The organism is Streptomyces cirratus (genome assembly GCF_014650775.1).
Taxonomy (GTDB): domain Bacteria; phylum Actinomycetota; class Actinomycetes; order Streptomycetales; family Streptomycetaceae; genus Streptomyces; species Streptomyces cirratus.
The window spans coordinates 135,135-158,404 of record NZ_BMVP01000008.1; the positions used below are offsets into that span (position 1 = coordinate 135,135).

Annotated in this window: 20 protein-coding genes and 3 pseudogenes; 15 read left to right on the forward strand and 8 right to left on the reverse strand. The window is 71.5% G+C overall.

Annotated features, from left to right (window positions below):
* Window position 1 precedes the first annotated feature (1 nt).
* Entirely contained in the window at window positions 2-1,729 is a 1,728-nt protein-coding gene (locus tag IE207_RS20970; protein ID WP_190185797.1) for a thiamine pyrophosphate-dependent enzyme, read from the forward strand.
* Window positions 1,730-1,851: 122 nt separating this feature from the next.
* Here IE207_RS20970 and IE207_RS20975 read toward each other — a convergent pair whose 3' ends face one another.
* The 3 genes and pseudogenes from IE207_RS20975 to IE207_RS20985 all read right to left on the reverse strand — a co-directional run bounded on the left by IE207_RS20975 (window position 1,852) and on the right by IE207_RS20985 (window position 4,665).
* On the reverse strand, window positions 1,852-2,286 hold the full coding sequence (locus IE207_RS20975) for a VOC family protein (protein ID WP_190185798.1): 435 nt from the start codon (window positions 2,284-2,286) through the stop codon (window positions 1,852-1,854).
* A 280-nt stretch (window positions 2,287-2,566) separates the two neighbouring features.
* Window positions 2,567-3,030: pseudogene (locus IE207_RS20980) on the reverse strand (fasciclin domain-containing protein).
* Window positions 3,031-3,081: 51 nt separating this feature from the next.
* Window positions 3,082-4,665, reverse strand: a complete 1,584-nt coding sequence (locus tag IE207_RS20985) for a molybdopterin-dependent oxidoreductase (RefSeq protein ID WP_190185906.1) — start codon at window positions 4,663-4,665, stop codon at window positions 3,082-3,084.
* Window positions 4,666-5,894: 1,229 nt separating this feature from the next.
* On the opposite strand from IE207_RS20985, the gene sigK reads away from it, so the two are divergent.
* The 10 genes and pseudogenes from sigK (at window position 5,895) to IE207_RS21035 (ending at window position 15,565) form a co-directional block, all read left to right on the forward strand.
* A complete protein-coding gene (gene sigK, locus IE207_RS20990) occupies window positions 5,895-6,482 on the forward strand; it encodes an ECF RNA polymerase sigma factor SigK (RefSeq protein WP_268250196.1) in 588 nt (195 codons plus the stop codon).
* Complete coding sequence (locus tag IE207_RS20995; RefSeq protein WP_190185801.1) at window positions 6,479-7,228, forward strand: anti-sigma factor; 750 nt, start codon at window positions 6,479-6,481, stop codon at window positions 7,226-7,228. Before sigK ends, IE207_RS20995 begins: the two co-directional genes overlap by 4 nt.
* A 76-nt stretch (window positions 7,229-7,304) precedes the next feature.
* A pseudogene (locus IE207_RS21000) lies at window positions 7,305-7,786 on the forward strand (peroxiredoxin family protein).
* A 130-nt stretch (window positions 7,787-7,916) separates the two neighbouring features.
* A complete protein-coding gene (locus IE207_RS21005) occupies window positions 7,917-9,176 on the forward strand; it encodes an NAD(P)/FAD-dependent oxidoreductase (protein WP_229873859.1) in 1,260 nt (419 codons plus the stop codon).
* Window positions 9,173-9,919, forward strand: coding sequence for a DUF1365 domain-containing protein (locus IE207_RS21010; RefSeq protein WP_190185802.1), 747 nt, complete (start codon window positions 9,173-9,175; stop codon window positions 9,917-9,919). Before IE207_RS21005 ends, IE207_RS21010 begins: the two co-directional genes overlap by 4 nt.
* On the forward strand, window positions 9,916-11,265 hold the full coding sequence (locus IE207_RS21015; RefSeq protein WP_190185803.1) for a class I SAM-dependent methyltransferase: 1,350 nt from the start codon (window positions 9,916-9,918) through the stop codon (window positions 11,263-11,265). The genes IE207_RS21010 and IE207_RS21015 overlap by 4 nt, the downstream gene beginning before the upstream one ends.
* A complete protein-coding gene (locus IE207_RS21020) occupies window positions 11,262-12,548 on the forward strand; it encodes a class I SAM-dependent methyltransferase (protein ID WP_190185804.1) in 1,287 nt (428 codons plus the stop codon). Before IE207_RS21015 ends, IE207_RS21020 begins: the two co-directional genes overlap by 4 nt.
* On the forward strand, window positions 12,545-13,366 hold the full coding sequence (locus IE207_RS21025; RefSeq protein ID WP_190185805.1) for a DUF1295 domain-containing protein: 822 nt from the start codon (window positions 12,545-12,547) through the stop codon (window positions 13,364-13,366). The genes IE207_RS21020 and IE207_RS21025 overlap by 4 nt, the downstream gene beginning before the upstream one ends.
* 24 nt (window positions 13,367-13,390) lie before the next feature.
* Window positions 13,391-14,089, forward strand: coding sequence for an alpha/beta hydrolase (locus IE207_RS21030; protein ID WP_190185908.1), 699 nt, complete (start codon window positions 13,391-13,393; stop codon window positions 14,087-14,089).
* Between the two features lie 315 nt (window positions 14,090-14,404).
* Window positions 14,405-15,565, forward strand: a complete 1,161-nt coding sequence (locus IE207_RS21035; protein WP_229873861.1) for a UDP-N-acetylglucosamine--N-acetylmuramyl-(pentapeptide) pyrophosphoryl-undecaprenol N-acetylglucosamine transferase — start codon at window positions 14,405-14,407, stop codon at window positions 15,563-15,565.
* Here the strand turns inward: IE207_RS21035 and IE207_RS21040 are convergent, their stop codons facing one another.
* The 3 genes and pseudogenes from IE207_RS21040 to IE207_RS21045 all read right to left on the reverse strand — a co-directional run bounded on the left by IE207_RS21040 (window position 15,566) and on the right by IE207_RS21045 (window position 16,547).
* The gene (locus tag IE207_RS21040; protein ID WP_190185807.1) at window positions 15,566-15,805 is read right to left on the reverse strand and encodes a hypothetical protein; all 240 of its coding nucleotides are present in this window, start codon (window positions 15,803-15,805) and stop codon (window positions 15,566-15,568) included.
* Between the two features lie 106 nt (window positions 15,806-15,911).
* Window positions 15,912-16,158 (reverse strand): annotated as a pseudogene (locus tag IE207_RS33295) (LbetaH domain-containing protein); the annotation flags it as partial.
* Between the two features lie 155 nt (window positions 16,159-16,313).
* Window positions 16,314-16,547 (reverse strand): hypothetical protein, encoded by a 234-nt coding sequence (locus tag IE207_RS21045; protein ID WP_190185808.1) that lies wholly within the window; start codon window positions 16,545-16,547, stop codon window positions 16,314-16,316.
* 199 nt (window positions 16,548-16,746) lie between these two features.
* Between IE207_RS21045 and IE207_RS21050 the strand changes: the two genes are divergently transcribed.
* Together IE207_RS21050 and IE207_RS21055 are read left to right on the forward strand one after the other, a co-directional pair.
* Window positions 16,747-17,787: a F0F1 ATP synthase subunit B family protein gene (locus IE207_RS21050; RefSeq protein ID WP_190185809.1), complete on the forward strand. Its 1,041-nt coding sequence runs from the start codon at window positions 16,747-16,749 to the stop codon at window positions 17,785-17,787.
* 857 nt (window positions 17,788-18,644) lie between these two features.
* Entirely contained in the window at window positions 18,645-20,465 is a 1,821-nt protein-coding gene (locus IE207_RS21055) for an Ig-like domain-containing protein (protein ID WP_190185810.1), read from the forward strand.
* A gap of 52 nt (window positions 20,466-20,517) precedes the next feature.
* Here the strand turns inward: IE207_RS21055 and IE207_RS21060 are convergent, their stop codons facing one another.
* Window positions 20,518-20,991 carry a glutaredoxin domain-containing protein gene (locus tag IE207_RS21060; RefSeq protein WP_190185811.1) on the reverse strand — a complete coding sequence of 158 codons (474 nt, stop codon included), beginning with the start codon at window positions 20,989-20,991 and terminating at the stop codon, window positions 20,518-20,520.
* A 4-nt stretch (window positions 20,992-20,995) separates the two neighbouring features.
* On the opposite strand from IE207_RS21060, the gene IE207_RS21065 reads away from it, so the two are divergent.
* Both IE207_RS21065 and IE207_RS21070 read left to right on the forward strand, forming a co-directional pair.
* Complete coding sequence (locus IE207_RS21065; protein WP_190185812.1) at window positions 20,996-21,322, forward strand: hypothetical protein; 327 nt, start codon at window positions 20,996-20,998, stop codon at window positions 21,320-21,322.
* Window positions 21,323-21,649: 327 nt separating this feature from the next.
* Entirely contained in the window at window positions 21,650-22,264 is a 615-nt protein-coding gene (locus tag IE207_RS21070) for a hypothetical protein (RefSeq protein ID WP_190185813.1), read from the forward strand.
* Window positions 22,265-22,874: 610 nt separating this feature from the next.
* Here IE207_RS21070 and IE207_RS21075 read toward each other — a convergent pair.
* A complete protein-coding gene (locus IE207_RS21075; protein WP_190185814.1) occupies window positions 22,875-23,012 on the reverse strand; it encodes a hypothetical protein in 138 nt (45 codons plus the stop codon).
* Between the last annotated feature and the right edge of the window lie 258 nt (window positions 23,013-23,270).

Consider the following 23,270-nt stretch of genomic DNA (forward strand, 5'->3'; position numbering starts at 1 on the left):
TGTGGCACGCACCGTCGCCCACGTGATCGTCGACGCGCTCGAGGAGCTGGGCGTCCAACACGTCTTCGGCGTCGTCGGCGACGCCCTGAACCCGCTGACCGACGCCATCCGTACCTCCGACGACATCAGCTGGGTCGGCTGCCGCCACGAGGAGGCCGCGGCCTTCGCGGCCGGTGCGCAGTCCCAGCTCTCCGGAACCCTGGGGGTGTGCATGGGTACGGTGGGGCCCGGCTCCGTGCACCTCCTGAACGGTCTCTACGACGCCGCGAAGAGCCATGCGCCCGTCCTCGCGATCTGCGGCCAGGTGCCCCTCTCGGAGGTCGGCAGCGACTACTTCCAGGAAGTCGACAACGACCTGCTCTTCCGGGACGTGGCCGTTTACCGGGCCACCGTCACCTCCCCGGACCAGATGCCGCGTCTGCTGGAGTCGGCCGTACGCGCAGCCGTCACGCAGGGCGGAGTCGCCGTCCTCACCGTTCCCGCGGACCTCGGCGACCGGGAACTGACCGACGACCGGCCCACCCGCTTCGCCCTCGACCGGGCCGTCACCCGCCCCGAGGACCCCGCGCTCGTACGGGCCGCCGCCCTGCTGAACGAGGCGTCCCGCGTCACCCTGCTCGTCGGACAGGGCGCCCGCGGGGCACGCACCGAGGTCCTGCGGGCCGCGGAGCTGCTGTCGGCGCCCATGGTGCTCACCCTCAAGGCGAAGGAAGGCTTCGACGGCGACAACCCCTACCAGGTGGGCCAGACCGGACTCATCGGCAACCCCGCCGCCGCCCACGCGCTCGACAGCGGGGACGCGCTCCTGATGCTGGGAACCGACTTCCCGTACCGGGAGTGGTACCCGCAGGACGTCAAGGTGGTGCAGATCGACGCGCGCGAGGACCACCTGGGGCGCCGGACGCCCGTGGACGTGGGCCTGGCCGGCGATGTGGGCGCCACGCTGCGGGCCCTGCTGCCGCTGCTGGAGGACGTCCCCGACCGGGGCCACCTGGACGACGCCCGCAAACGGTTCGCCGAATGGCAGGAAGGGCAGCGGCGGCTGGCCGACCCCGCGCACGAACACCGACTGACCGGGAAGCTGCGGGCGGCCCTGGACAACCGCGACCACGAGATCCGCCCCGAGGCGCTGGCGGCGGCCGTGGACGCGCACGCCGCGGACGACGCCGTCTTCACCTCCGACACCGGCATGGCCACCGTGTGGCTCTCCCGCTTCGTCACCATGCGCGGCGACCGACGCCTGATCGGCTCGTACAACCTGGGCTCGATGGCCAACGCCATGCCCCAGGCGCTGGGAGCCCAGCTCTGGGCGCCCGACCGGCAGATCGTCGCCTTCTGCGGCGACGGCGGACTGAGCATGCTGCTGGGCGACCTGATGACGATCAAGACGTACCGGCTGCCGGTCAAGCTCGTCGTCTTCGACAACCGGCGGCTGGGCATGGTCAAGCTCGAACAGGAACAGATGGGCCTGCCCGAGTTCGGTACGGAACTCGACAACCCCGACTTCGCGGCGGTCGCCACGGCCCTGGGTCTGACCGGTATCCGGGTCACCGATCCCGACGACCTGGACGACGCGGTACGCCGGGCCTTCGATACCCCGGGCCCGGTCCTGCTGGACGTCCTCACCAACCCCGAGGAAGTGGCCGTACCGGGCAAGGCGACCGTGTCGCAGGGCTGGGGCTTCGCCGTGGCCAAGGTCAAGGAGATGCTGCCGGGCAACGCCGACTGACACCGGGGCCGCCACGCCGCGCGCGGGGCCGCCCGGCTCGGGTGAGGGCCGGGGGTTCGAAGACCCCCGACCCCCGAGCCCCGACCCGCGCACCCGGACCCCGGACCTCGGCCCCCGGCGTCTCAGTCGAGACAGAACTCGTTGCCCTCGATGTCCTGCATCGAGATGCACGACTCGTTCTCCTCGTCGGCGACCAGCAGCTGCACGCGCGTCGCGCCGAGCGCGAGCAGACGCGCGCACTCCGCCTCCAGGACGGCCAGGCGTTCCTCGCCCACGAGCCCGGTGCCGACACGCACGTCGAGGTGCAGCCGGTTCTTGGCCACCTTCCCTTCGGGAACCCGCTGGAAGTACATCCGCGGGCCCTCTCCCGAGGGATCGACGGCGACGGACCAGGCGTCCCGCCGCTCCGGCGGCAGCGAGGCGTTGTAGTCGTCCCAAGTGGCGAAACCCTCCGGCGGCGGGGGCATGACGTACCCCAACACCTCGCACCAGAAACGAGCGACGCGCTCCGGTCGTGCGCAGTCGAAGGTGACTTGGAACTTCTTGATCGACGTCATCGGGCCACCATAAAGGCGCGCGCCTCGTCACCCAAGGGGCGTACCTCGGCGCGCAGTCGGGCGTTGGTGATGGCCTTGACGAGGTGACCCACGACGCCACGTGTCGCCGCAGGGCGGGGGCGTGGGCGTGGTCGAGGGGGCCCCACGTGCAGCAGGGGACCGACGGAGGTGTTGTGGCGTGTGCCGGTGCGCTGCCCCAGGCGCTGTTCGTGCCGTGGTGTGCCGGCGGGCCAAGGGCTGATGGGCCGCCGGCGGTGAGATCGCGTGGCTGCGGCAGCGGTTACTTCGGCATCAGCACGGAGTCGATGATGTAGACGTTGGCGTTGGCGGTCTTGACGTTGCCGCAGACCACGTTCGCACTGTCGTTGACCTTGTAGGACTCGCCCGAGCCGCTGGTGGTGATCATGCCCTTCTCAAGGGTCTCGAAAGAGCCGTTCTCCAACTGCTTGGTGGTGAGCTTCTCGACGAGACCGGCCTGCTTGACCGCGGCGAGAAGGGTGGACAGGGCCGGGTTGTTGGAGGCGGCGGTGGCGACCGGGTCCTTGGCCATGCCGTCGAAGGAGTCGGCGCCTTCCTTGGGCACGCCGGCACAGGCCGGACCGAAGGGCTTGTCACCGCCCACCGGGGCGCGGCCGGGGTGCTCTCGCCGGTCTTGCCGGAGTCGGTGGACGCGCTCGTGGAGGCATTGGTGTCGCTGCCCGAATGTGTAACTCCTCGAATGTTTCCGGCTGGCAGGGTGTGAATGGTTTCGGGGGTGGTGCTGCCGGTCGGCTACTGGAGTAGCGGGCCGGTGGTCTAGGGGACGGTGACGAAGACGCTGTGCCGGCCGCTCGCTCCGTCGGGGATGGTGCGGGTGCGCTCCTCGGTCTGCACGGCGCCGGTGCCGTCGGTGGCGCGGACGGTGATGGTGTGTCCACCGGTCGTGGGGTTCCAGCGGTAGGTCCACTGGCGCCAGGTGTCGACGGTGTCCTGGGCGGCGAGGTCGGCGTCCTGCCAGGGACCGTCGTCGATGCGCACTTCCACGCGGGTGATGCCGCGCCGCTGTGCCCAGGCGACGCCGGCGACGGTGACGGTGCCGGGGCCGGGGCGGGCGAAGGGCTTGGGGGTGTCGATCCGCGACTGGGTCTTGACCGGCGCGCGGCGGGCCCACTTGCGTTTGACCCAGTAGGGGTCGTAGGCGTCGAAGGTGGTCAGCTCGATGTCGGTGATCCACTTGCAGGCGGAGACGTATCCGTACAGGCCCGGGACGAGCATGCGGACGGGGAAGCCGTGGTCGAAGGGGAGCGGCTCGCCGTTCATGCCGACGGCCAACATCGCGTCGCGGCCGTCCATCACGTCCTCGACCGGGGAGCCGAGCGTCATGCCGTCCACCGAGCGGGCTACCAGCTGATCCGCCTTGCCGCCTGTGGAGGGGGGTCGGACGCCCGCCTCACGCAGGAGGTCGCCGAGAGGGACGCCGAGCCAGCGGGCGTTGCCGATGTAGGGGCCACCGACCTCGTTGGACACGCAGGTCAAGGTGATGTCGCGTTCGATGAGCGGCCGGCCGAGGAGGTCTTGGAGGGTGTAGGTGCGGGGGCGGCCCACGCCTTTGCCGTGGATCCGCAACCGCCAGGAACCGGCATTGACCTTGGGGACGACGAGCGCGGTGTCGACGCGGTAGAAATCGGGGTTGGGGGTGGTGAACGGGCTGACGCCCGGCACTTCCAGCTGCGCCCCGGCCGGCACGGGAGGCGCCGGGGAGGCAGGGGCGGGCAGGGTGAGCGCGGTGCGGGAGGCGACGGCGCCCTGGCCTTGTCGGCCCGCAAGGCGGCGGCCGAGTACGCCGGCTGATGCGGCGCCGGCTGCGGTGAAGACCGCCGCGATGAGGAACCCTCGCCGGTTCCACGCACCGGCGGCTTGCCCCCCGGACGTCGGGGCGGGGCGGGCGGCCTTCCCGGCGAGGATGTAGAGCGTGAGCGCACCTGCTGCGGCGCCGGCGAGGGAGGGCAGTGCATCGCCGATGCCTTGGGAGTCGGGCCTGCTGAGAGCTGCGGCCGTGCCGATGATCCCGAACAGCAGCACGCCCGCTGCACCGGTACGGCGATGGTGCAGCGCCAAGATGCCGAGGGCGCCGGCGATGAGCACGAGGACGCCGAGTATGCCCAGCTGGAGAACGGTCTTGTCGTTCTCGCCGAAGGTACGGATCGCGAAGTCCTTCACCGGCGCGGGGGTCCGGTCGATCACCGCGCCGCCCACGACCGTGACCGGTCCGGCGGCAGGCCGGACGAGGCCGGCGACGGGCTCGGCCACCGCAAGCGCCGTGAAACCTGCCAGAAGCCCGGCCAGGGCGCCCAGCGCGGCGCGGGAGAGGGTGCTGCGGAAGCTGCTCACATCCCGGATTCGGCGGCATTCGTCCGGCGGATTGGTCCGACATCCGAAGAGTGACCCGCAGGTGTCAGGCGGTCAGGGTCTGGTGGTCGATGTGACGGGCCGAACCGGGGCATCGCCCGGAGCCGCCGCAGCCACGGCCGGGGTCCGGCTGCGGGCAGGGGAGCGGGCCACCAGGTGCGTGACCGAGGACCGTCCGGAAGACGAGAGCGGCGGTCCCGAACCCGATACGGCCGTCGGTGCAGGTCCGCCGACCAGTGCTCCGGTCCCGGCAAGGGAGGTCCGCAGCCGGGCTTCGGTGTTCCGGGCGGCTTCGCTGTCCGGGGTGTCCGTCAGCCTCGCCAGGATCCGTGGGGGCCGGCCCGGCACGGCGACTGCGGCGCCGACACCCGATGTGGCGGCGACGGTGGTGCGCACGTCGGCCGTCCGGCAGGCGGGTGCGACGACCACCAGGGGGCCGGCGGCGCCGGCCGGGAAGTGGCCGACGGGAACGCTCTGTCCGACCACGGAGGGGGTGCCGACAAGCAGTACCCGGTGCAGGGGGACTGCACGCTCTGCCAGCAGGGGTGCGCAGGCCGCCCCCACCGCGAGCACGACCAAGCAGCCCGGTTAGACAACTTTGCGGCCGACGCTCGATCGGACGGGTAGGGCGCCGCCGGCGTGCCGGACACGCAGGGACCCGGCGGGCGGGATTGCAGATCATTCAGGCCTGGGGGCGGACCTTTTCGTCAGCCGCCCTGCCCGACTCCAATCCGGGGCGAAGGCACCCCGTCAGGAGGACTCTCGCCCGATGCCGACCACCACGGCCCCGGCCGCGAACGCCACCGCCACCGCCAGACCGCGTCCGCACACAAACGTGAACTACCTCCCATTGGCATCCCTGATCCCCGCGCAAGGCCCGCGCGGCCGGTGCGGGAACCGCGACCACTGCGGCTCCCTCACACAGGTGCATTCGCCGCCGCCGCCGTCCGCCCGCCGGCTGGGCCGGCCGGCCATGGTCCCCTCGTACGGGGTAACCGCCGGTGCCGCGGGTGACGAAAGAGCCGCCCATCCGCACGCCTGTCCGCTACGAAGAATTGCTGACACATCCACACGTTCCGGTGGCCGGACCGCCCCCTTGCAGGGGACGGTCCGGCCCCGCTCAAACGACCCAGGCAAAGGACCGGCATGCGATGGACGCCACGCCCCCCGACGGCCACCCCCGGCCGCCCCTACGCCTTCCCCCAACCGGAGCCAGGCCGGTGAACCAACCGCTCCCCTTCAACCCACACCCCACCCCGATCCCCGGTGACCTCACCGATGCCATGAAGAAGGTCGCCCACGGCGATAAACAAGCCTTCTCCGCCCTCTACGACGCCCTCGCACCCATGGTCTTCGGCATCGTGATCAAGGTCGTACGCGACCGCTCCCAGTCCGAGGAGGTCGCGCAGGAAGTCATGATCGACCTGTGGCGGCAGGCCGCCCGCTACCGCCCCGATGCCGGAAGCGTCACCACCTGGGCGGCGACGATCGCGCACCGCCGGGCGGTGGACCGGGTCCGCTCCGCGCAGGCGGCCGCCGACCGCGAGCAGGCCCAGGCGGCACGGGAGCACACCACCGCGTTCGACGAGGTCTCCGAACAGGTCGAGACCCGGCTGGACAGCGAGCAGGTCCGCCGCTGCATGCGCGGTCTGACCGAGCTCCAGCGCCAGGCGGTGACCCTGGCCTACTACAGCGGGCTGACCTACCGTGAAGTCGCCCAAACCTTGCGCACACCGCTTCCGACCATCAAAACACGCATGCGCGACGGCCTGATCCGGCTCCGCGACTGCATGGGGGTGACCACGTGAAACACCACGCATCCGACGCCCACACCCTCGCCGCCGCCTACGCCCTGGGCGCACTCGAGGACGGCGAGCGCAAGGAATTCGACGCCCACCTGCGGACATGCGAGGCCTGCCGGCATGAGGCCGCGGAGTTCGAGGCGACCGCTGCACGTCTGGCGGCCGCTGTCGCCCAGCCGCCGCCGGCAGCAGTCAAGCCGCAGGTCATGGCCGCCATCGACGGCGTGCGCCAACTGCCTCCCCGCATCCCCACCGTCCCGTCCGCAGCCGCCCTCGGCGGCATGCTGCGCCGCAGGGCCGTGCCGCTTGCGCTGGCCGCCAGCGTGGTGGCCGCCGCGCTCGGCGGTGTCACCGTGTGGCAGGCACAAAACGGCCAGGATCTCCGTCAGGAGGCCCGTCAGGCCCAGCGGCAGCTGGATGCGGTGAGCACAGTCCTCGCGGCTCCCGACGCCCGCACCGTCCACGGACGGGCCGCCAACGGAGCCGTCACCACCGTCGTCGCCTCCCGGCGGCAGAACCAGGCCGTCTTCACCGCCGGCCTCCTGCCCACCCCCGGCGCGGGAAAGACCTACCAACTGTGGCTCGACCACAAGGGCACCATGCGCCCGGCCGGATTCATCGACCACGACGGCACCGTCCTGCTCACCGGCGCCCCCGCTGACGCGGACGCGGTCGGCCTCACCCTCGAACCCGCCGGAGGATCCCCCCAGCCCACCACCGCCCCCCTGATCCTGATGACCCTGCCCGCCTGACCCGCGGGCCGGCGGCCGCCGCCGACGAGCAGCGCGTTCAGACGTTCACATCCGAGCCGTACTTCGAGGCCCCTTCATGGCCGACATCCCCCGGATCGGGGACGTCGTCGCCGACTTCCGCCTGCCCGGCGGACGCCTGGTGGGCGAAACCGTCCACCGCGGCGAGTACATCCTGTGCGAACAGCGAGGCACAGCGCTGGTCCTCGCCGTCTACCCCGGCGACGACACACCGGTGCGTACCGCGCAGCTGTGCTCCTACAACGACGGCCTGGCACAGCTGGGGGCCGCCGGGGCAGCCGTGCGGGGCATCAGCCCCAAAGCATCGACAGCCACGAACACTTCGCCCGATTGAGGCGCCTGGGCATGCCGCTGCTGTCCGATCCGGGACGCACGGTGGCGAAGTCCTTCGGCATCACCGCACCCCTGATCGGGCTGCGCCGCTCGGTGTTCGTCGTCGACGGCGGCGGCCGCCTGCACCGGAAGCACGTCACCGCGGTAGGGGCCGCCTCCCCGCCGCACGCCACCGTGGCCGCACAGCTCGCCACCCTGTCCGTCTGACGCGGCACATCCCCTGGTTACCCCCTCGGCCCACCTCGTTGCACTGCCCCCCAATCCGGACACCCCTCGGCTGCGAAGTACGGGTGAAGCGCCGCAGCCGGACGGCGTGTCGAGTGGAGGGAGTGACGTGGTGGAACAACCCAGCGTGGCGGTCATCGGTGCAGGGGTGGCGGGCCTGACCGCCGCCTACATCCTGTCCGCCTCGCGCGAGGTCACCCTGTACGAGGCCGACGGGCGCCTCGGCGGCCACGCCCACACCCGTGAACTGCCCCTGCCCGACGGGCAGGCGGTGGCGGTGGACTCGGGGTTCATCGTGCACAACGAACGCACCTACCCCACCCTGCTGCGCCTGTTCGGTGAACTCGGTGTCGCCACTCAGGACACCGAGATGAGCATGTCGGTACGGTGCGACGGCTGCCGCCTGGAGTACGCGGGCGCCCGCGGCCCCCGCGGACTGTTCGCCTCGCGGGCCGCCCTGCGCAGCCGGTACTGGCGGCTGCTGGCAGAAGTCCCCCTCTTCCACCGCGGCGCCCGGCGTCTCGTGGCCGGCGGGACGGAGCCCGGCCTGACGTTCGGGGACTTCCTGCGCGAAGGCGGGTTCTCCCCCTACTTCATCAGCCATTTCGCCCTCCCGCTGGTCTCGGCGGTGTGGTCCTGCCCCGCATCCACGGCCATGGACTATCCCGCCGCCTACCTCTTCACCTTCCTGCACCATCACGGCCTGCTGTCCGTGACCGGCTCCCCGCAGTGGAAGACCGTCACCGGAGGCTCCGCCGCCTACGTCAGCGCCGTGGCCAAGCACATCCAACGGGTGCGCACCTCAAGCCCCGTCCAGGCCGTACGGCGCACCGGACGAGGCGCGGTGATCACCACCCGCGACGGCGCCACCGACACCTACGACGGTGTCGTCATCGCCACGCACCCCGACCAGGCGCTGAGCCTGCTTGCCGACCCCACCGGCGAGGAGAAGCGGCTCCTGGGAGCGTTCACCTACTCCCGCAACCCCACCGTGCTGCACACCGACACCTCCCTGCTACCCCGTTCACCGCGGGCAAGGGCCGGCTGGAACTACCACCTCACCGGCTGCGACACCACAAGCGGTCCCGTCCGCGTCAGCTACGACATGAGGCGTCTGCAGCGGCTGCCCGCCGGAGCCGACTACGTCGTCACCCTCGGCGGCGACGGCCTGATCCCTGAGGACCGGGTGGTGGAGAAGATGATCTACCACCATCCCGTCTACACCCCCGCCTCCGTCGCCGCCCAGAAGCAACTGCCCCGCCTGAACACGGGTGTGACCGCCTTCGCGGGGGCCTGGCACGGCTGGGGCTTCCACGAGGACGGGTGCCGCTCGGGGGTGGTCGCCGCCCGGTCCCTGGGAGCGTGCTGGTGACCGGCACCACGGCGCGCGACGCGGCCCTGTACGAGTGCGTGGTCGCGCATGTCCGCACCACGCCGCTACACCATGCCTTCAGGCATCGCACGTACCTGTGGTGCGTCGATCTCGACCACCTGCCGGTGCTGCCGGCCCTGCTCCGGCCGCTGGCCTCATTCGATGCCCGCGACCACTTCACCGGCCGGGCTGCCTCCATCCGCGCCGGACTTGACACCTTCCTCGCCTCCCGCGGTGTCGATCTCGGCGGGGGGCGCGTGGTGATGCTGGCCCACGCCCGTGTGTTCGGGTACGTCTTCAACCCGCTGAGCGTCTACTGGTGCCACGACCCTTCCGGGGCGCTGGTCTGCGTGGTGGCGGAAGTCCACAACACCTACGGGCAGCGGCACTGCTACCTGCTGTACCCCGACGGCGAGGCGAGGGCCGAGGCGGACAAGGCCTTCTACGTCTCGCCCTTCTTCCCGGTCGAGGGCCGGTACCGGATGCGCCTGCCGCTGCCCGACGAGCGCCTGAACGTGACCGTCAGCCTCCAGATCGCGGACGGCCGGCCTTTCACCGCGACGCTGCGCGGTCCCCGCCGGCCCGCCACCGCGTGCGCCCTGCTGGCCTGTGCGCTGCGCAGGCCCTGGTCGACCGCCGCCGTGTGGGCCGGCATCCGGCGCCACGGCATGCGTCTGTGGCTGCGCGGTCTGCCCGTGCAGCCGCGTCCCCGGCACTTCTCGCAGAAAGGCATGCTTCCGTGACCCGCTCCACCACCACATCTCCTTCCCCTGGGCCGGCCCAGCCGACCGCCCCAGCAGCCGTACGAGTTCCCGCGCGGCCTCAGTCGTCACAGAGGACTCCGCGCCCCAAGGCCGTGCCCCGCGCGGACATCGATCCCTTGCGCTGGCCGGACGTTGCCCGCCTGCCGGCGGCACGTCCTGTGCGGACCGCGATCGCCCGGCATCTGGTCGGCCGCGCCCTGGGCGGACTGTCGCTCCTCGAGCCCGCCCGCCGCGGGCCGCGCGCCGACTTGTCGGGGCCGGTGATCACTTTGCATGATCCGGATGCGTTCTACCGCAGGATCGGCAGCGACGGACTGATCGGCTTCGGCGAGGCATACATGGCCGGCGAATGGGACAGCAGCGACCTGCCCGGCGTCCTGACCCGTCTTGCCGCACACGTCGATGAACTGGTGCCCGCCCCACTGCGCGGGCTGCGGTCCTGGTGGGTCGCCGCACGCCCCAGCAATGATCGCAACACGCCTTCCGGCGCCCGCCGTAACATCCACCGCCACTACGACCTGTCCAACGAGCTGTTCGCCGCGTTCCTCGACACCACCCTCACCTACTCGTCGGCGGTGTTCCAGGCCTTCCCCGCCCGCTTGGAGTACCTGCAAGCAGCGCAGCACCGCAAGATCGACCGTCTCCTGGACCTCGCCCGGGTCGGCGAGGGCACGAAGCTGCTGGAGATCGGCACCGGCTGGGGTGAGCTCGCCCTGCGGGCCGCCGCCCGTGGCGCTCAAGTGACCACGCTGACCCTCTCCGCCGAACAGGCGCACCTCGCCCGCTCACGGATCCACGCAGCCGGCTTGACCGACCGGGTGGAGGTCCAACTGCGCGACTACCGGGACATCGAAGGCCGCTTCGACGCCGTGGTCAGCGTGGAGATGATCGAAGCGGTCGGCGCCGAGTACTGGCCCGACTACTTCACCGCCCTTGGCCAAGCGCTCGCCCCCGGCGGCCGCATCGCCCTACAGGCCATCACCATGGGCCACCAGCAGATGCTGAACACCGCCGCCACCCACACCTGGATCAGTAAATACGTCTTCCCCGGCGGACTGATCCCCTCCCGCAAGGCCATCGCCGAACACGCCGCCGCGGCCGAACTCTGCATCCTCGCCGACGACGGCTACGGCCGGCACTACGCCGAAACCCTGCGTCTGTGGCGCGAACAGTTCACCGCCCAGCGGCCGGCCGTCACCGCGCTGGGCTTCGACACCGTCTTCCAACGCATGTGGGAGTTCTACCTGGCCTACTCCGAAGCCGGCTTCCGCTCCCGCTACCTCGACGTACGCCACATCCTGCTCAGTGAAGGGCCCCACCGATGAGGACCGCAGCCGGCAAGCTGACCGAACTGATGAGCCACTTCCTCACCGGCCCGCTCCCCGTCCAGGTGCGAGCCTGGGACGGAAGCCGGGCAGGTCCCACCGACGCGCCCCTGATCGTGGTGCGCTCGCCCAGGGCGCTGCGCCGGCTCTTGTGGCAGCCGGGCGAACTCGGCCTCGCCGAGGCGTACATCACCGGAGATCTCGACGTCGACGGCGACCTCGCACAGGCGCTGTCCCAGGCCGGTCAAGCCGTCCGCGACCAGCCCCCGACACGACCTCGGCCGGCCGCCCTGGCCGCTGCGGCCGTCCTCGCCGCACGCCTGGGCGCCTCCGGGCCGCCTCCCGCCCGCCCCGAGGGCCGGGCCCGGCTCAGCGGCCGGCTCCACTCCGCTACGCGGGACCGCGCGGCCATCAGCCACCACTACGACGTGCCCGCCCACTTCTACGCCCTGCTGCTCGATCCGTCGATGGCGTACTCCTGCGCCTACTGGACCCGCCCGGCCGATGCCTCGTACGGGCTGGCCGAGGCCCAGCACGACAAGCTGGAGCTGATCTGCCGCAAGCTGGGCCTGGGCGCCGGAGACCGGCTCTTGGACGTCGGCTGCGGCTGGGGCTCCCTCGCGGTGCACGCGGCCCGCACCCACAAGGCGCACGTCACCGCCGTCACCCTGTCCCGATCGCAGCGCGACCACGTCATCGAACGCTGCCGGCGCGAAGGCGTCGCCGATCGGGTCCACGTCCAGCTCAGGCACTGGCGACACATCGACGGCGCGGGCTACGACGCGGTCACCGCAGTCGAGATGGGTGAACACGTCGGCCACGCCGAATACCCCTACTTCGCCGAAAAGCTCCGCGGCGCGCTGCGCCCCGAGGGGCGGCTCTTGATCCAGCAGATGTCCCGGGGCGCCCACGCGCCCGGCGGCGGCGCGTTCATCGAGACCTACATCGCTCCCGACATGCACATGCGTCCCCTGGGCCAGACCACGGACCTCCTCGAAACCGCAGGGCTGGAAGTCCGGTCGGTCCAATCCCTGCGCGAGCACTACACGGCCACCATCGATGCCTGGCGCACCAACCTCGAAGACCACTGGAGTCAGGTCGAGGACTGCGTCGGTGAAACAACCGGCCGCGTGTGGCGCCTCTACCTGGCCGGCGCGTCCCTCGCATTCACCGAACGCCGCATGGGCGTCGACCAGATCCTCGCCGTCCGGCCCAGCCGCGAGGGCCGCTCCGCGATGCCAGCCACCCCCGTGGCCTGGTACGCACCGGCCGGCCGGTCGTGAACCCCGCCTTCTGGGGCGCTCTTGCCACCAACCTGGCCGTCAGCGCGGGCACTGCGCTCCTGGTGCTGCTCGTGACCTTCGCCGTCGCCTCACTCCGGCAACTGCACCGCCTCGTCGACATCGCCTGGGGCATCGCCTTCACCGCCGTCGCCACCGTGACGTACGTGATGTCGGCGGGCTACGGCGAAGACGGCCGCAGACTGGTGGTCGCCGCGGCCACCACCGTCTGGGGGCTGCGGCTCTCGGCACACATCGCCCACCGCTCCCGCGGCCACGGCGAAGACGCCCGCTACACCGCACTCCTCGACAAAGCACCAGGCAACCGCACCTGGTACGCGCTGCGCACCGTCTACCTGCTCCAGGCCGCGCTGGTCTGGCTCATTTCCCTGCCCCTCCACACCGCCTCCTACAGCACCGAGCCGCTCGGGGCCCTGGCCGTCTGCGGGATCCTCCTGTGGGCGCTCGGACTCGGCTTCGAGACGGTGGGCGACCACCAACTGGCCCGCTTCAAAGCCGATCCGGCCAACCGGGCGCGCATCATGGACCGCGGCCTGTGGGCCTGGACACGCCACCCCAACTACTTCGGCGACGCCCTGATCTGGTGGGGCCTGTACCTGCTCGCCTGCACCTCCTGGCCGGCCGCCGTCGCCACCTTGATCTCACCGGTGACCATGACCTTGCTCCTCACCATCGGCAGCGGCAAACGCCTCCTGGAAAAGCACATGGCACACCGCCTGGGCTACGCCGAATACGCGGCGCGCACCAGCGGATTCCTGCCCCTGCCCCCGCGCCGCACCACCAGCAGACACAGGAGTTGACCGATGCCGCAGCCACCCCGGAACATGCCCGCACCCGCCGACCGGGCACTGATTCCGCTTTCCACCGGGGCAGCGCACCACCGCGCGAAGGCAGCGGTCCTCCTGCTCCACGGCGGGCGGGTGAACGCTCTCGGACCGCCATCACGGCTGAACCTTCCCGCCCTGCGCATGCGACCCTTCGCGAGCGCCGTCATGCGAGCAACCGTTCACGACGAGGTCCTCGTCGCACGTGTCCGCTACCAGCACCGCGGCTGGAACGGCCACCACGCCCACCCCGTCGCCGACGCCCGCCGCGCCTTGGACCAACTACGCACGATCACAGGACCGGTCCCCATCGTCCTGATCGGCCACTCCCTCGGCGGCCGGGCAGCGCTTCGCCTGGCGGCAGACCCGGAAGTCGGCGGAGTCATCGCGCTGGCGCCCTGGTGTCCGCCGGGCGAACCCACCGCACACCTGCGCGACAGAACCGTCATCGCACTCCACGACGAAGCCGACACCGTCACGTCCGCTGCGGACACCTGGGCCTACGTCACCCGCGCACACGCCGACGGAGCCCGCGTCGCGGGAATCCGAATGCCGGGCGGCCGTCACAGCATGATCGGCTCCGCCCGACTGTGGCACCGCATCACCGCCGAAACCGCCGCGGCCCTCCTCGGCCTCGCTTCCTTCCCCGACGTCTCCACTCCGAGCCGCACGTGGAACGGTCAGCCTCACCGCCCATGAGTCCGACCATCCGCGGTGAAGCAGCCGCTCGCCCGGCCAGCACGCCCTGAACACCCCAACCCCACCACCGAACGCCCACCCGGACAGCCCGAACGCACGGTGCCACCAAAGACGCGGAGGCGCTCCGTGCAGGCCCGCGGTCGGGATAGGGGTGCTCCGCGCCGGCGGTGTGCGGAACCTGCTGGTGGAAGCGACGGCGTTGCGGTCCGGTGAGCTGGTCGTCGCCACCTGTCTGTCGGCCGTCGCCCGTATTGTGCTTGGTTCAGCGTGAGTGGCTGGGCAGCCGGTAGGGTGCGTGGGGTGAATACTTCCTCCGTGCTACCGCGTTCATTCCGGCTGCTCGTGACGGGCGGAGGCACGGGCGGTCACACCTACCCGGCGCTGACGGCGATCCGTACCTTGCAAGGGCGCCTATCAGATGCGGGCGCCACGTTGGATGTCCTGTGGATCGGGACGGCGGACGGTCTCGAAGCGCGCGTCGCCCCGGCGGAGGGAATCGCGTTCAAGACGGTGGCCACGGGGAAGATCCGTCGCTCTTCGAATCCGCTCAAGATGCTGTCCGCCGCGAACGTGAAGGACATGGCGCGGGTGCCGCTCGGGGTGGCTCAGGCCCGGTCGATCGTCTCCGATTTCCGGCCGGACGTGGTTCTGGCGACGGGTGGGTACGTCGCGGTCCCGGCCGGGCTGGCCGCTCGGCTGTGCCGCGTTCCGCTGGTTCTGCACGAGCAGACGGTCCGGCTCGGGCTGGCCAACCGGAAGCTCGCGGGTTCGGCGACGCGGATCGCGGTGTCCTCGGAGTCCTCGCTGTCGCTTCTGCCGGCTGAGGTGCGCGAGCGTGCGGTGGTCACGGGGAACCCGGTGCGGCCGGAAGTACTGGGTGGCGACGGGGACAAGGCGGTCGAGGCACTGGCCCTGTACGGGTTCGACCGGCGTCTGCCGACGGTCTACGTCACAGGCGGCGCGCAGGGCGCGCAGCAGATCAACGGTGTCGTTCGTGAAGTGCTGCCCTGGCTCCTGGCACACGCGAACGTGATCCACCAGTGCGGTCCGGCGAACGTGGACGGACTCCGGTCGGCCGCCGGCGGGCTCGATCCCGTTCTCGCGGGCAGGTACCACGTGACCGGGTTCGTCGGTCCGGAGCTGCCGGACGTTCTGGCACTGGCCGATGTCGTGGTCTCGCGGAGCGGGGCCGGTACCCTGGCCGAGCTGACCGCGCTCGGTAAGCCGGCAGTGTTCATCCCGCTCGCCACGTCGGCCGGGAACGAGCAGGCGCACAACGCCCGACACCTGGCCGACGCGGGGGCCGCGCTCGCTCTGCTCGGCGAGGTCACCGGCGAGGCTCTGCGGAGCGCGGTTGGCCCGCTCCTGATCGACCCCGCCCGACGGGCGGTGATGGCGGAGCGGGCCCGGACACACGGTCGGCCAGATGCGGCGGACAGGCTCGTGGACGTGGTGCTGTCCGCCACATCCGCCTGATCAGCGGGACTGCGGGTGACGTCCCGCGATGTGCAGGGCCGTGCCCGCGTCGGATCGGGGTATGAAACGCGGCTCGGGGACCGCCCACCGCCAGAGCCTGAACACCCGGGCGTACAGACCACCGGCGCCGGTCAGGGCATCCAGGACAGCCGCGCCCACAGCACCCTGCTGCTCCTCCACCAGTTCGGGGAGTACCAGCGCGTGTGCCAGTACAGCCCCTCCGCAGGAAGAATTGGTCATCTCCTGGAACGACTCCGCATAGTCTTCGCCCTCCTACTGGCACTGCCCCGCAAAGACCCCGCTCAGTCGAGATCCGCTTCGCCGCCTTCCCGCACAGTTCCAAGGGCGCCTGGGCGAGCAGCGGATTGCCCTCGCCGTTGGCCTTGATGCCCAGGCGCTGCCCGCCTCCGTCAGTTCGCGCCTGACCTTGGCCGGGACGCCCGCCACCAGCGAACCGGGCGGGATCCTCATGCCCTGCGGCACCACCGCGCCGGCCACCTTCTGCGAACCGGCGCCCACCGTCGCGCCGTTGAGCCCAGGGCGCCCATCCCGCCCCTCATGTCGTCCTCGATCGTGCAGCCGTGCAGCCGTGCAGCCGTGCAGCACCGCTGCCCCCGGCCGGTTTGGTGCGAACGAGGGCACGCCCGCTCCGCCCCCCTCACCGCCTACGCGCACCGTCACGGACGGTAGGCCCGAACGTCGCCCACCGGTACTGGGCGATGATCTCGCCGACAGCGGTTCGGGCTTCCTAGTGGCGCATGCGCCAGGTGCCGTAGAGGCCGGCGACGGCGCTGATGACGCCGGAGAAGCCGGCTTGCCCGATGGCGAGGTAGATGCCGGCGCATGTGGCCAGAAGGGCGATCAGTACGACGCTGTCCCGGTTTCTGTGCCGCTGTGCCGCCGCGAGATCGGCCGGTGCAGCTTTGTCGGTGTCTGTGGCGGCCTGGGGGGCGGGTGTCCGGGGTGTCTCGGTGTGTGTCATGTCTTCAGGAGAACCGGAGGCCGCGGTGGTCTCCTAGTGATCCGTACGGGCCCGCATGGACTCGAACAAAGGCCCCCGTAGTCCGGCGGAATCCGGTTCGGGCTCGAACGCCGACGGGCGTTCGCGAGCGTTCGAGGTAATCCGTGTACGTACGGCGCCGGGGGCCTCTAGCGTTGCCTTTCGGACAGGGGGGTGACCGGTGACAGACGACGATCCGGGGATCACTGCGCAGGACGCCGCTGCCATCACCGCGTTCGAGGACGCGCTGCGCGACTTCGCCGCGGACCTCAACCGGCTGCACATCGCCCACGGCGCCCCGTCCTACTCGATGATGGCCAACGCGTCCCTGCGCCCGAGGCTGACCAGGGCCGGCCTGAACGAGATGCTGGGCGGCAGGCGCTTCACCTCGCTGGAGGTACTTCTCGAGTTCGTCCGGGTCATCACGATGCCCGCAGGTCTTGCGCCGGCCGCGGCTGCCGGATTCCGCGCGGATCCGGCACTCGTCGCCCGGTGGCGCGGCCGCTGGCAGGACGTGAAACTCCTCCAACGCCAGGCCCAGCCCGCACGCAAGCAACTGCGGGCCACCGTGCGGCAGACCCTGGAGGATGCCACACAGGAAGCCGAAGCCATCCGCGAGAGCGCCCGCGCGGAAGCCGCCCGCATCGAAATGAGCGCCGAAACCGACGCCGCACGCCTGCGCGCCCAGGCCCGCCAGGAGGCCGACGCGCTCCTGCAGCGCGCCCGGCTGACGGCCAGACAGATCCATGGGCGTCCACGGCAAGAGGGGGCCGGTCCGCATACCGTCGCGGGCACCTTCAAATCCGGCGGGTTGTCGTGGCGGGAGGGAGGAAGGCTGCGTCCGGCGGCCGCGGCGATCGCGGTGGCGGTGCTGGCCTCGGCCGCGGTCCTGGCCGGGGACGTCTTCACCGCGACGACCGGAACCTGCCGCCCCGACCGGACACAGGCCGCAGATCAGCTTGTCCCGCGAGCCGGGCTCCCCGGGCGGCTGGCAGTGCGGCGGGCGGCCTTCGACCGCCAACCTGCCTCGATCATCTTCACCGACCTCAAGCCGTTCGGATTCCCCTCCTCCAGTCCCTCCGCGGACAGCCCTCCCACACCCAGCACCCCACCGACCCCGAGCCTCACCCAGACTCCCAGCACCACACCGACCCCCACCCCGCCTCCCACCCCCTCGTCAACCCCGAGCAACCACGACTCCTGCGCCCCGACAGGCCCATGAGCACGGCAGTCGTCCAACGGGTACCCACTGTCGCTTGGCAGCGGTCTGCTCGGGCCGAGCATCTCAGCCGCCTTGACCACCTCGTCGACGGTCATACCGAACCGGAGCGGCCCGACGCCGGCAGCCGATGAATAGCACCGACTGCTGCCACGACTGCCGGCGTCCGTCCTGGACGGGCGCCAGCTGTGGCACGGTCAACGCCAACGTCTGGAGCCGGTGCCGGGCGTGCGAGAACGGCATCCCCGGCTGGGCCCGACGATGTCGTAAGCCTCCGCCGGCTTCGGGCTGTATGACGCCAGTCGCGCGGGCCGGGCCAGCCCGGACGCGCCGGGGCTGCCCGCCGCCATCATCAGCACTCCGCGGCACTCCGCGGCGCATCGCGGATCCGCCGCACGGCACCGCGACACCTCGACGCGCAGGTCCGCGCCGGTGACAGGGTGGTACGGAGCGGCGGGCAGGGCCGCCGCGGCGAGCAGCCCGCAGAGTGCGGTGGTGGCCCACCGGGCGCTGGACTTCCTGAATGAACGTATGTGCTTGTCTCGGATCACCGATTGCGGATGCCTGTTTCCGGATCCCCGTTTCCCGACTCCGCGCGGCGCCTTCCACCGTGGCGATCCTCGCCCGCCGGGCCCCAGGCCGCGATCTCCCTGCCACCCCGATCCGGGTGGTGCCGGCGCAGCCCCCACCCGGGGGTGTACCAGGAAAAACGGTCCTGCTCGGCTCTGTGAACCGCACGGTCGGCGGCGCTACAGTGCCCACGCTCCGCGTGTGCGGGCGGTGCGCGCGTGCGTGCGTGGGGATGCGCGCGTGCATGTGCGTGCGGGCCGGGGAGCGGAAGGGCGGGAAGGGCATTGGGCATGGGCTCTGGGATGTTCGCGAAGCTGGGCGGCGCCGTCACGACGAAGACGGCAGCCGTCGTGGCCGCCGGCACGCTGGCCGTGGGGGGCGCGGCGGGCGCGGGCGTGTGGTACGTCAACCAGGGACCCCAACTCGCCGTCGTCCAGCGCAGTACGTCGGTCGCGGTCCCGGCCGGCGGCCGACAGGCCGCCGTCGTCGGCTGCCAGGCGCACGAGACGGCGCTCAGCGGCGGTTACGCCATCGCCGGTCCGGGCTTCGCCACCGACAGCCACTTCATCGGCGGCGCCTGGCTGGCCGCCGCCACCAACCCCGGCGACGCCCCGGCCACGCTCACCGCGTACGCGCTGTGCGTCAACGCCCGGCTGGAGCTCAAGCCCGGCCTGGACTTCACCTTCAAGGCGCATGCCTTCAAGGACCGGGACAGCAAGCGCACCCTCCTGGGCGACGGCACTTCCGTGCACGACCTCACCACCGACGGGCCGTACGCCTCCCACGTCCACGATTCCGTCGCCCAGCCCTTCTGCGACGGCCCCGGATACACCATGGTGGGCACCGAGTTCCGCTCCGACCGGGTTCTGCCGGGGCGCACGGCGGCACCGGTGCCGCTGGACCGGCTCACTTCTGAGGGAGCGCTACCGGGCTCCGGGAGCACCCTGCCCTGGTTCGTCTCGGTGAACCCGGGCACGGAGCTCAGCACCCGGCCGTTCCCGATGCCGCGCTCCGAGAACGTGGCCCTCGAAACCCGCATAGAAGACCCGCAGCCGCCGCAGGCGAACTACGCGGTCGGCCTCCGGCCGATCTGTGTGAAGTTGAACAGCCCCGCCACCACGGTCACCGCCCAGGTGACGGTCGCGGCGGGCGCCAGCGCCGATGCCACCGTGCGCTGCCCGAAGGGACAGTTCGTGGTCGGCGGAGGCTTCGCCTTCCAGGCGCCCGCCGAGAACGCCGCGCTGGAGGCCCCGCAGCGCTACTTCGGCGACGGCTGGCTGTTCGCCCCGACCAACGCGCCGACGGCGGGCGAGCCCTCGGGACGCAAGGTCCGCCAATGGCACGTCACGGGAACCAACCAGCAGAAACCGGGCAACCTCTACCACAACTCGGTGTGGATGCAGCGCGACGGCGAAACCTTCACCGGCAACGGGTACTTCGACACGCACGCGCACGGCCCCGATGACCAGGAGCTACGGGCCTCCGCCATCCCGGACAGCCAGCCGATGATCGCCAGTGCCGTCTGTGTCAAGATCGACGCCGAGCCCACCGAGCCCGCCGAGGGAGCGAAGCCGCCGGTCCTGAACCGGCCCGACCTGCCGCCGTTGGACGTTCCGAGCGTCCCGGGCTCCGCCGCGCCCTCCTCCCCGACCCCCTCGGGATCCCCGGTTCCCGGCCCGTCCGGCTCGCAGAGCGCGTCCCCCCCGCCGCACTCCTCGCAGACGCCCGGCACCCCGGCCTCCCCGGGCCCGAACCAATCGTCCCCGCCCCCGCGCGGCAACAGCTCGCCGCCCGCCGCGCCGCAGAGCCCCGCCGTCTCCATCAACGAGCCCGCGGGCGGCGCCACCCTGCGGCGCGGCTGTGAGGAGTCCTTCGCCGGCACGGCCCGGACCCGGCCGGGCGGGCAGTCCGTCACCGATCCGCAGTACACCACCTGGCAGATCAAGGGGCCCGGGGGGCCGGTGACACTGGGCGCCGGTGCCTCCGGCCGGTTCCTGGTCCCGCTGCTCCCCGACGGCACGTATCCGCTGGTCTTCACGGCGACCGACCCGGCCGGCGGACTGACCGGAAGCGCGCAGGTCTCGGTGCGGATCGTGGGGTGCCTGCGCTGAGGTGCTGAGGCGGGCCCGGCCACCTCGAAGACGGGGCGGGCCGACGACCTCTTCACCGCCCGCGGCCCCGAGGGGCTGCGGGGTTTCGTGGACGCCGTGCACGGGCGCGCTCGCGCACCCATTCGGGATGGGGGTTGGTGTGTGGCTGGCCCGCCACGACGACGGTCGGCACGGTCTCGTTGCCGTCGTTGACTGCTCTCACTGCTGCGGCACCTGCCGGGTCGCTCCAGATGGTGACCCAATGCAACTTGCGTGCACTGCGGCCCAGTCGGATGCGCAGTCGTATGCAGTACTTGCAGCCCGGACGCCAGAAGACGACTGGCCGACCGTCGACCAGGCTGCGGCGTTGTGCCTCCTGCGCACCGATCGACCTCGGGAAGATCAGAGGTGAGTTCACGCTGGCGAGCGCCAGGAACGCCAGCAGGAGTGCTGCGGCTCCGCAGGGACTCCCACTGAAGACCTGCCCAGTCGCGACGGCTGAGCCGCTGAGCACGATCAGCATCGGCAGGACCCAAGCGTGCATCATGGTGATGCAGTGTATCGACGAGTCGAAATGCTCCTCGAACTACTTCGAGCGACTGGCCGTCACCGAGCAGCGGATCGCCGACCATGCGCTGTTCGCCGCGCCTGTAAAGGTCAGCGACAACCGCTCGCCCTCCGGCATCTCCACCATCCAGGCTGAGGCTCTGCCGCCCGATGTCGCCGCCACCGTTGTCCCAAGCGCGATCGAGGCTGACCGCGACACGGACATCCTGGCCCGTGTCCTGCGGCGCGAAGAGGACCAGCGCCATGAGCTCCTACGGCGCCTGCACCACCTGGGCGATTTCACCAGCGGACGGGATGAGAGCGGCGGCTGACATACGCCGGCGCCTCGCCGCTCCCGGAGCGACGGGCGCCGCCCCCATCCGGATGCCGCTGGTCGCGCTCTCCCAGGCGCTCTGGGACCCCGGCCCGCCACAGGCAGTCTGGCCGCAGTTCCGGGCCCTTGCCGGCCGCCCGCCCCTTTGACCCCGACCGGTGGGCGGGCGGTCACGGGCATCCGTGGGGCGGGAGCGGGGGGCGGAGGTCCGCACTCCGCAACAACGGGATCCCGGCGCGGTGACGAACCGTGTCCGGCCGTCGCCCCGGGCGGATCCCGGGAGTTACGGTGCGGCGACGCCGGCATCCGGGAGAGGGAGAAGACCATGAGAGCGGTTCGGAGGCAGGCGGCCATGGCCGCCCTGGCGGTGTGCGGCGTGCTGGCGCTCACCGCCTGTCAGAACGGCGACGACCTGGCCGCGCCGGACGCGAAGCCCACCGCGGTCGCACCGGCCCCGCCCACCGCCACGGCCCCGCCCACTGCCAGCGCCACGGCCGCCGTGCCGGCCCCCTCGAAGACCGGCGCGGCGCCCAAGCCCTCGGCGACCGCCACCCCGGCGGGGAAAAATCCACCCGCCCCGGCCCCGCCCCCCGCGCCGACGTGCGGCGCCGACCACAGGATGCCGGTCTCGCCCGACACGATCGCCGTGCACCGCTACACGCCCGAGGGCGGTATGACCAGTCTCATCGTCCAGCACGGTACGTACGGCTGCCCCGGGCGCTTCGAACCGTCGGGCGAGTGGACGTACATCCCGATCGCGGAGACCGCCAAGATCACCGCGACGGCTCCGATCCTCACGACAGTGGTGATGGGCCGTCCCATCTCCACCAGCGAGCTGACCGGGTGGCTGGATACCCACCCGGACAAGGGCCTGCCCTTCCGCTACCACCTGAACGCAGCGGGGGTCATCGACACCCTCGACGAGATCTACGTCAAGTAGCACGCCGAGCGCACCCGGGCTGCGGCTGTGCTGGTACATGTCGAAGACGACCTGGTTGCGCCGCTTCTCGAAGGCGGCCGGCGGGACCGTCTGGTTCCACTGCTTCAGCAGGCTGATCCGGCCGAAGAGGGGGGCGGTGCCGTTGTTGACCTTGTCGTTCATCTCCAGGTCCGGGAGGCCGTCCCCGCCCTCGTAGCGCACGGCCATGTGGAGCAGCTCCAGGCGCGGCGCTGAGCAGTGGCCTCTCCACGACTGGGAGCACGTGCTGCGGCGCTTCCCCATGACCGAGGTGGATGACCACGTGCGAGAGCGGGGGTGAAGGGTGGGGGTGGCATTGGTTGGGCGTCAGCCAGGTCCGCGCGGTTGTCCCTGGTCTCACCGCCTACCGAGCATCCGGTTCACCATCTGCTTGACGGTGACTCCGCGTTGGTCTGGCTGGGAGGGGACCCGTGTGGGGAAGGTGCGCGGCGGCTCGATCGCGAGGACCTAACGCGCTGGCCTGGCGGGGCTTGTGCGGCGATGCGGCTGCGCTCTCGCTCGGATGCGGCGAAGAGGACGAGCGGGGCCAGGCGGCTGCGGAGGGCCGGGACGCGGCTGGCCACAGGGCAGATCACCGGTGGGATACGGCTGCCGCGTCCTTGGATACCAGCTCCGTAGCGAGGGCCGCGACCTCTTCCACGGTGAGGCCGGAGCGCTCGGCTGGGTCCCCGAAGGTGAGGCGGGCGCCGGAGATCAGGGTTTCCAGCAAGGGACGGACGGATGAGTGGAGCTCGCATTCGTGTCCGGCGGCGCGCAGTACGACGGTCTCGTCGGCTCCCTCCAGTGCGGCCCGGGCGGTGGGGGAGGGCCAGGACCAGGCTGGGGCCCGCCGGGGACGTCGCTGATGTACGGCAGGGAAGGGGCTGGGCGGCCGGTGGCGCGGGAGCCCGTGGAGGCGGTGAACTCGGCAACCACGTGAGGGCGGAGCACCTCGGCCCCCTCCTTGCGCACTTGCTCGGCGTAGACG

Bases quoted from the DNA above. Each gene is read 5' to 3' on its own strand.
- IE207_RS20975 (WP_190185798.1), bottom strand. From the start codon at position 2,286: ATGACGTCGATCAAGAAGTTCCAAGTCACCTTCGACTGCGCACGACCG.
- IE207_RS21020 (WP_190185804.1), top strand. From the start codon at position 11,262: ATGAGGACCGCAGCCGGCAAGCTGACCGAACTGATGAGCCACTTCCTC.
- IE207_RS21030 (WP_190185908.1), top strand. From the start codon at position 13,391: ATGCCCGCACCCGCCGACCGGGCACTGATTCCGCTTTCCACCGGGGCA.
- IE207_RS21040 (WP_190185807.1), bottom strand. From the start codon at position 15,805: ATGACCAATTCTTCCTGCGGAGGGGCTGTACTGGCACACGCGCTGGTA.
- IE207_RS21045 (WP_190185808.1), bottom strand. From the start codon at position 16,547: ATGACACACACCGAGACACCCCGGACACCCGCCCCCCAGGCCGCCACA.
- IE207_RS21055 (WP_190185810.1), top strand. From the start codon at position 18,645: ATGGGCTCTGGGATGTTCGCGAAGCTGGGCGGCGCCGTCACGACGAAG.
- IE207_RS21060 (WP_190185811.1), bottom strand. From the start codon at position 20,991: ATGATGCACGCTTGGGTCCTGCCGATGCTGATCGTGCTCAGCGGCTCA.
- IE207_RS21065 (WP_190185812.1), top strand. From the start codon at position 20,996: ATGCAGTGTATCGACGAGTCGAAATGCTCCTCGAACTACTTCGAGCGA.
- IE207_RS21070 (WP_190185813.1), top strand. From the start codon at position 21,650: ATGAGAGCGGTTCGGAGGCAGGCGGCCATGGCCGCCCTGGCGGTGTGC.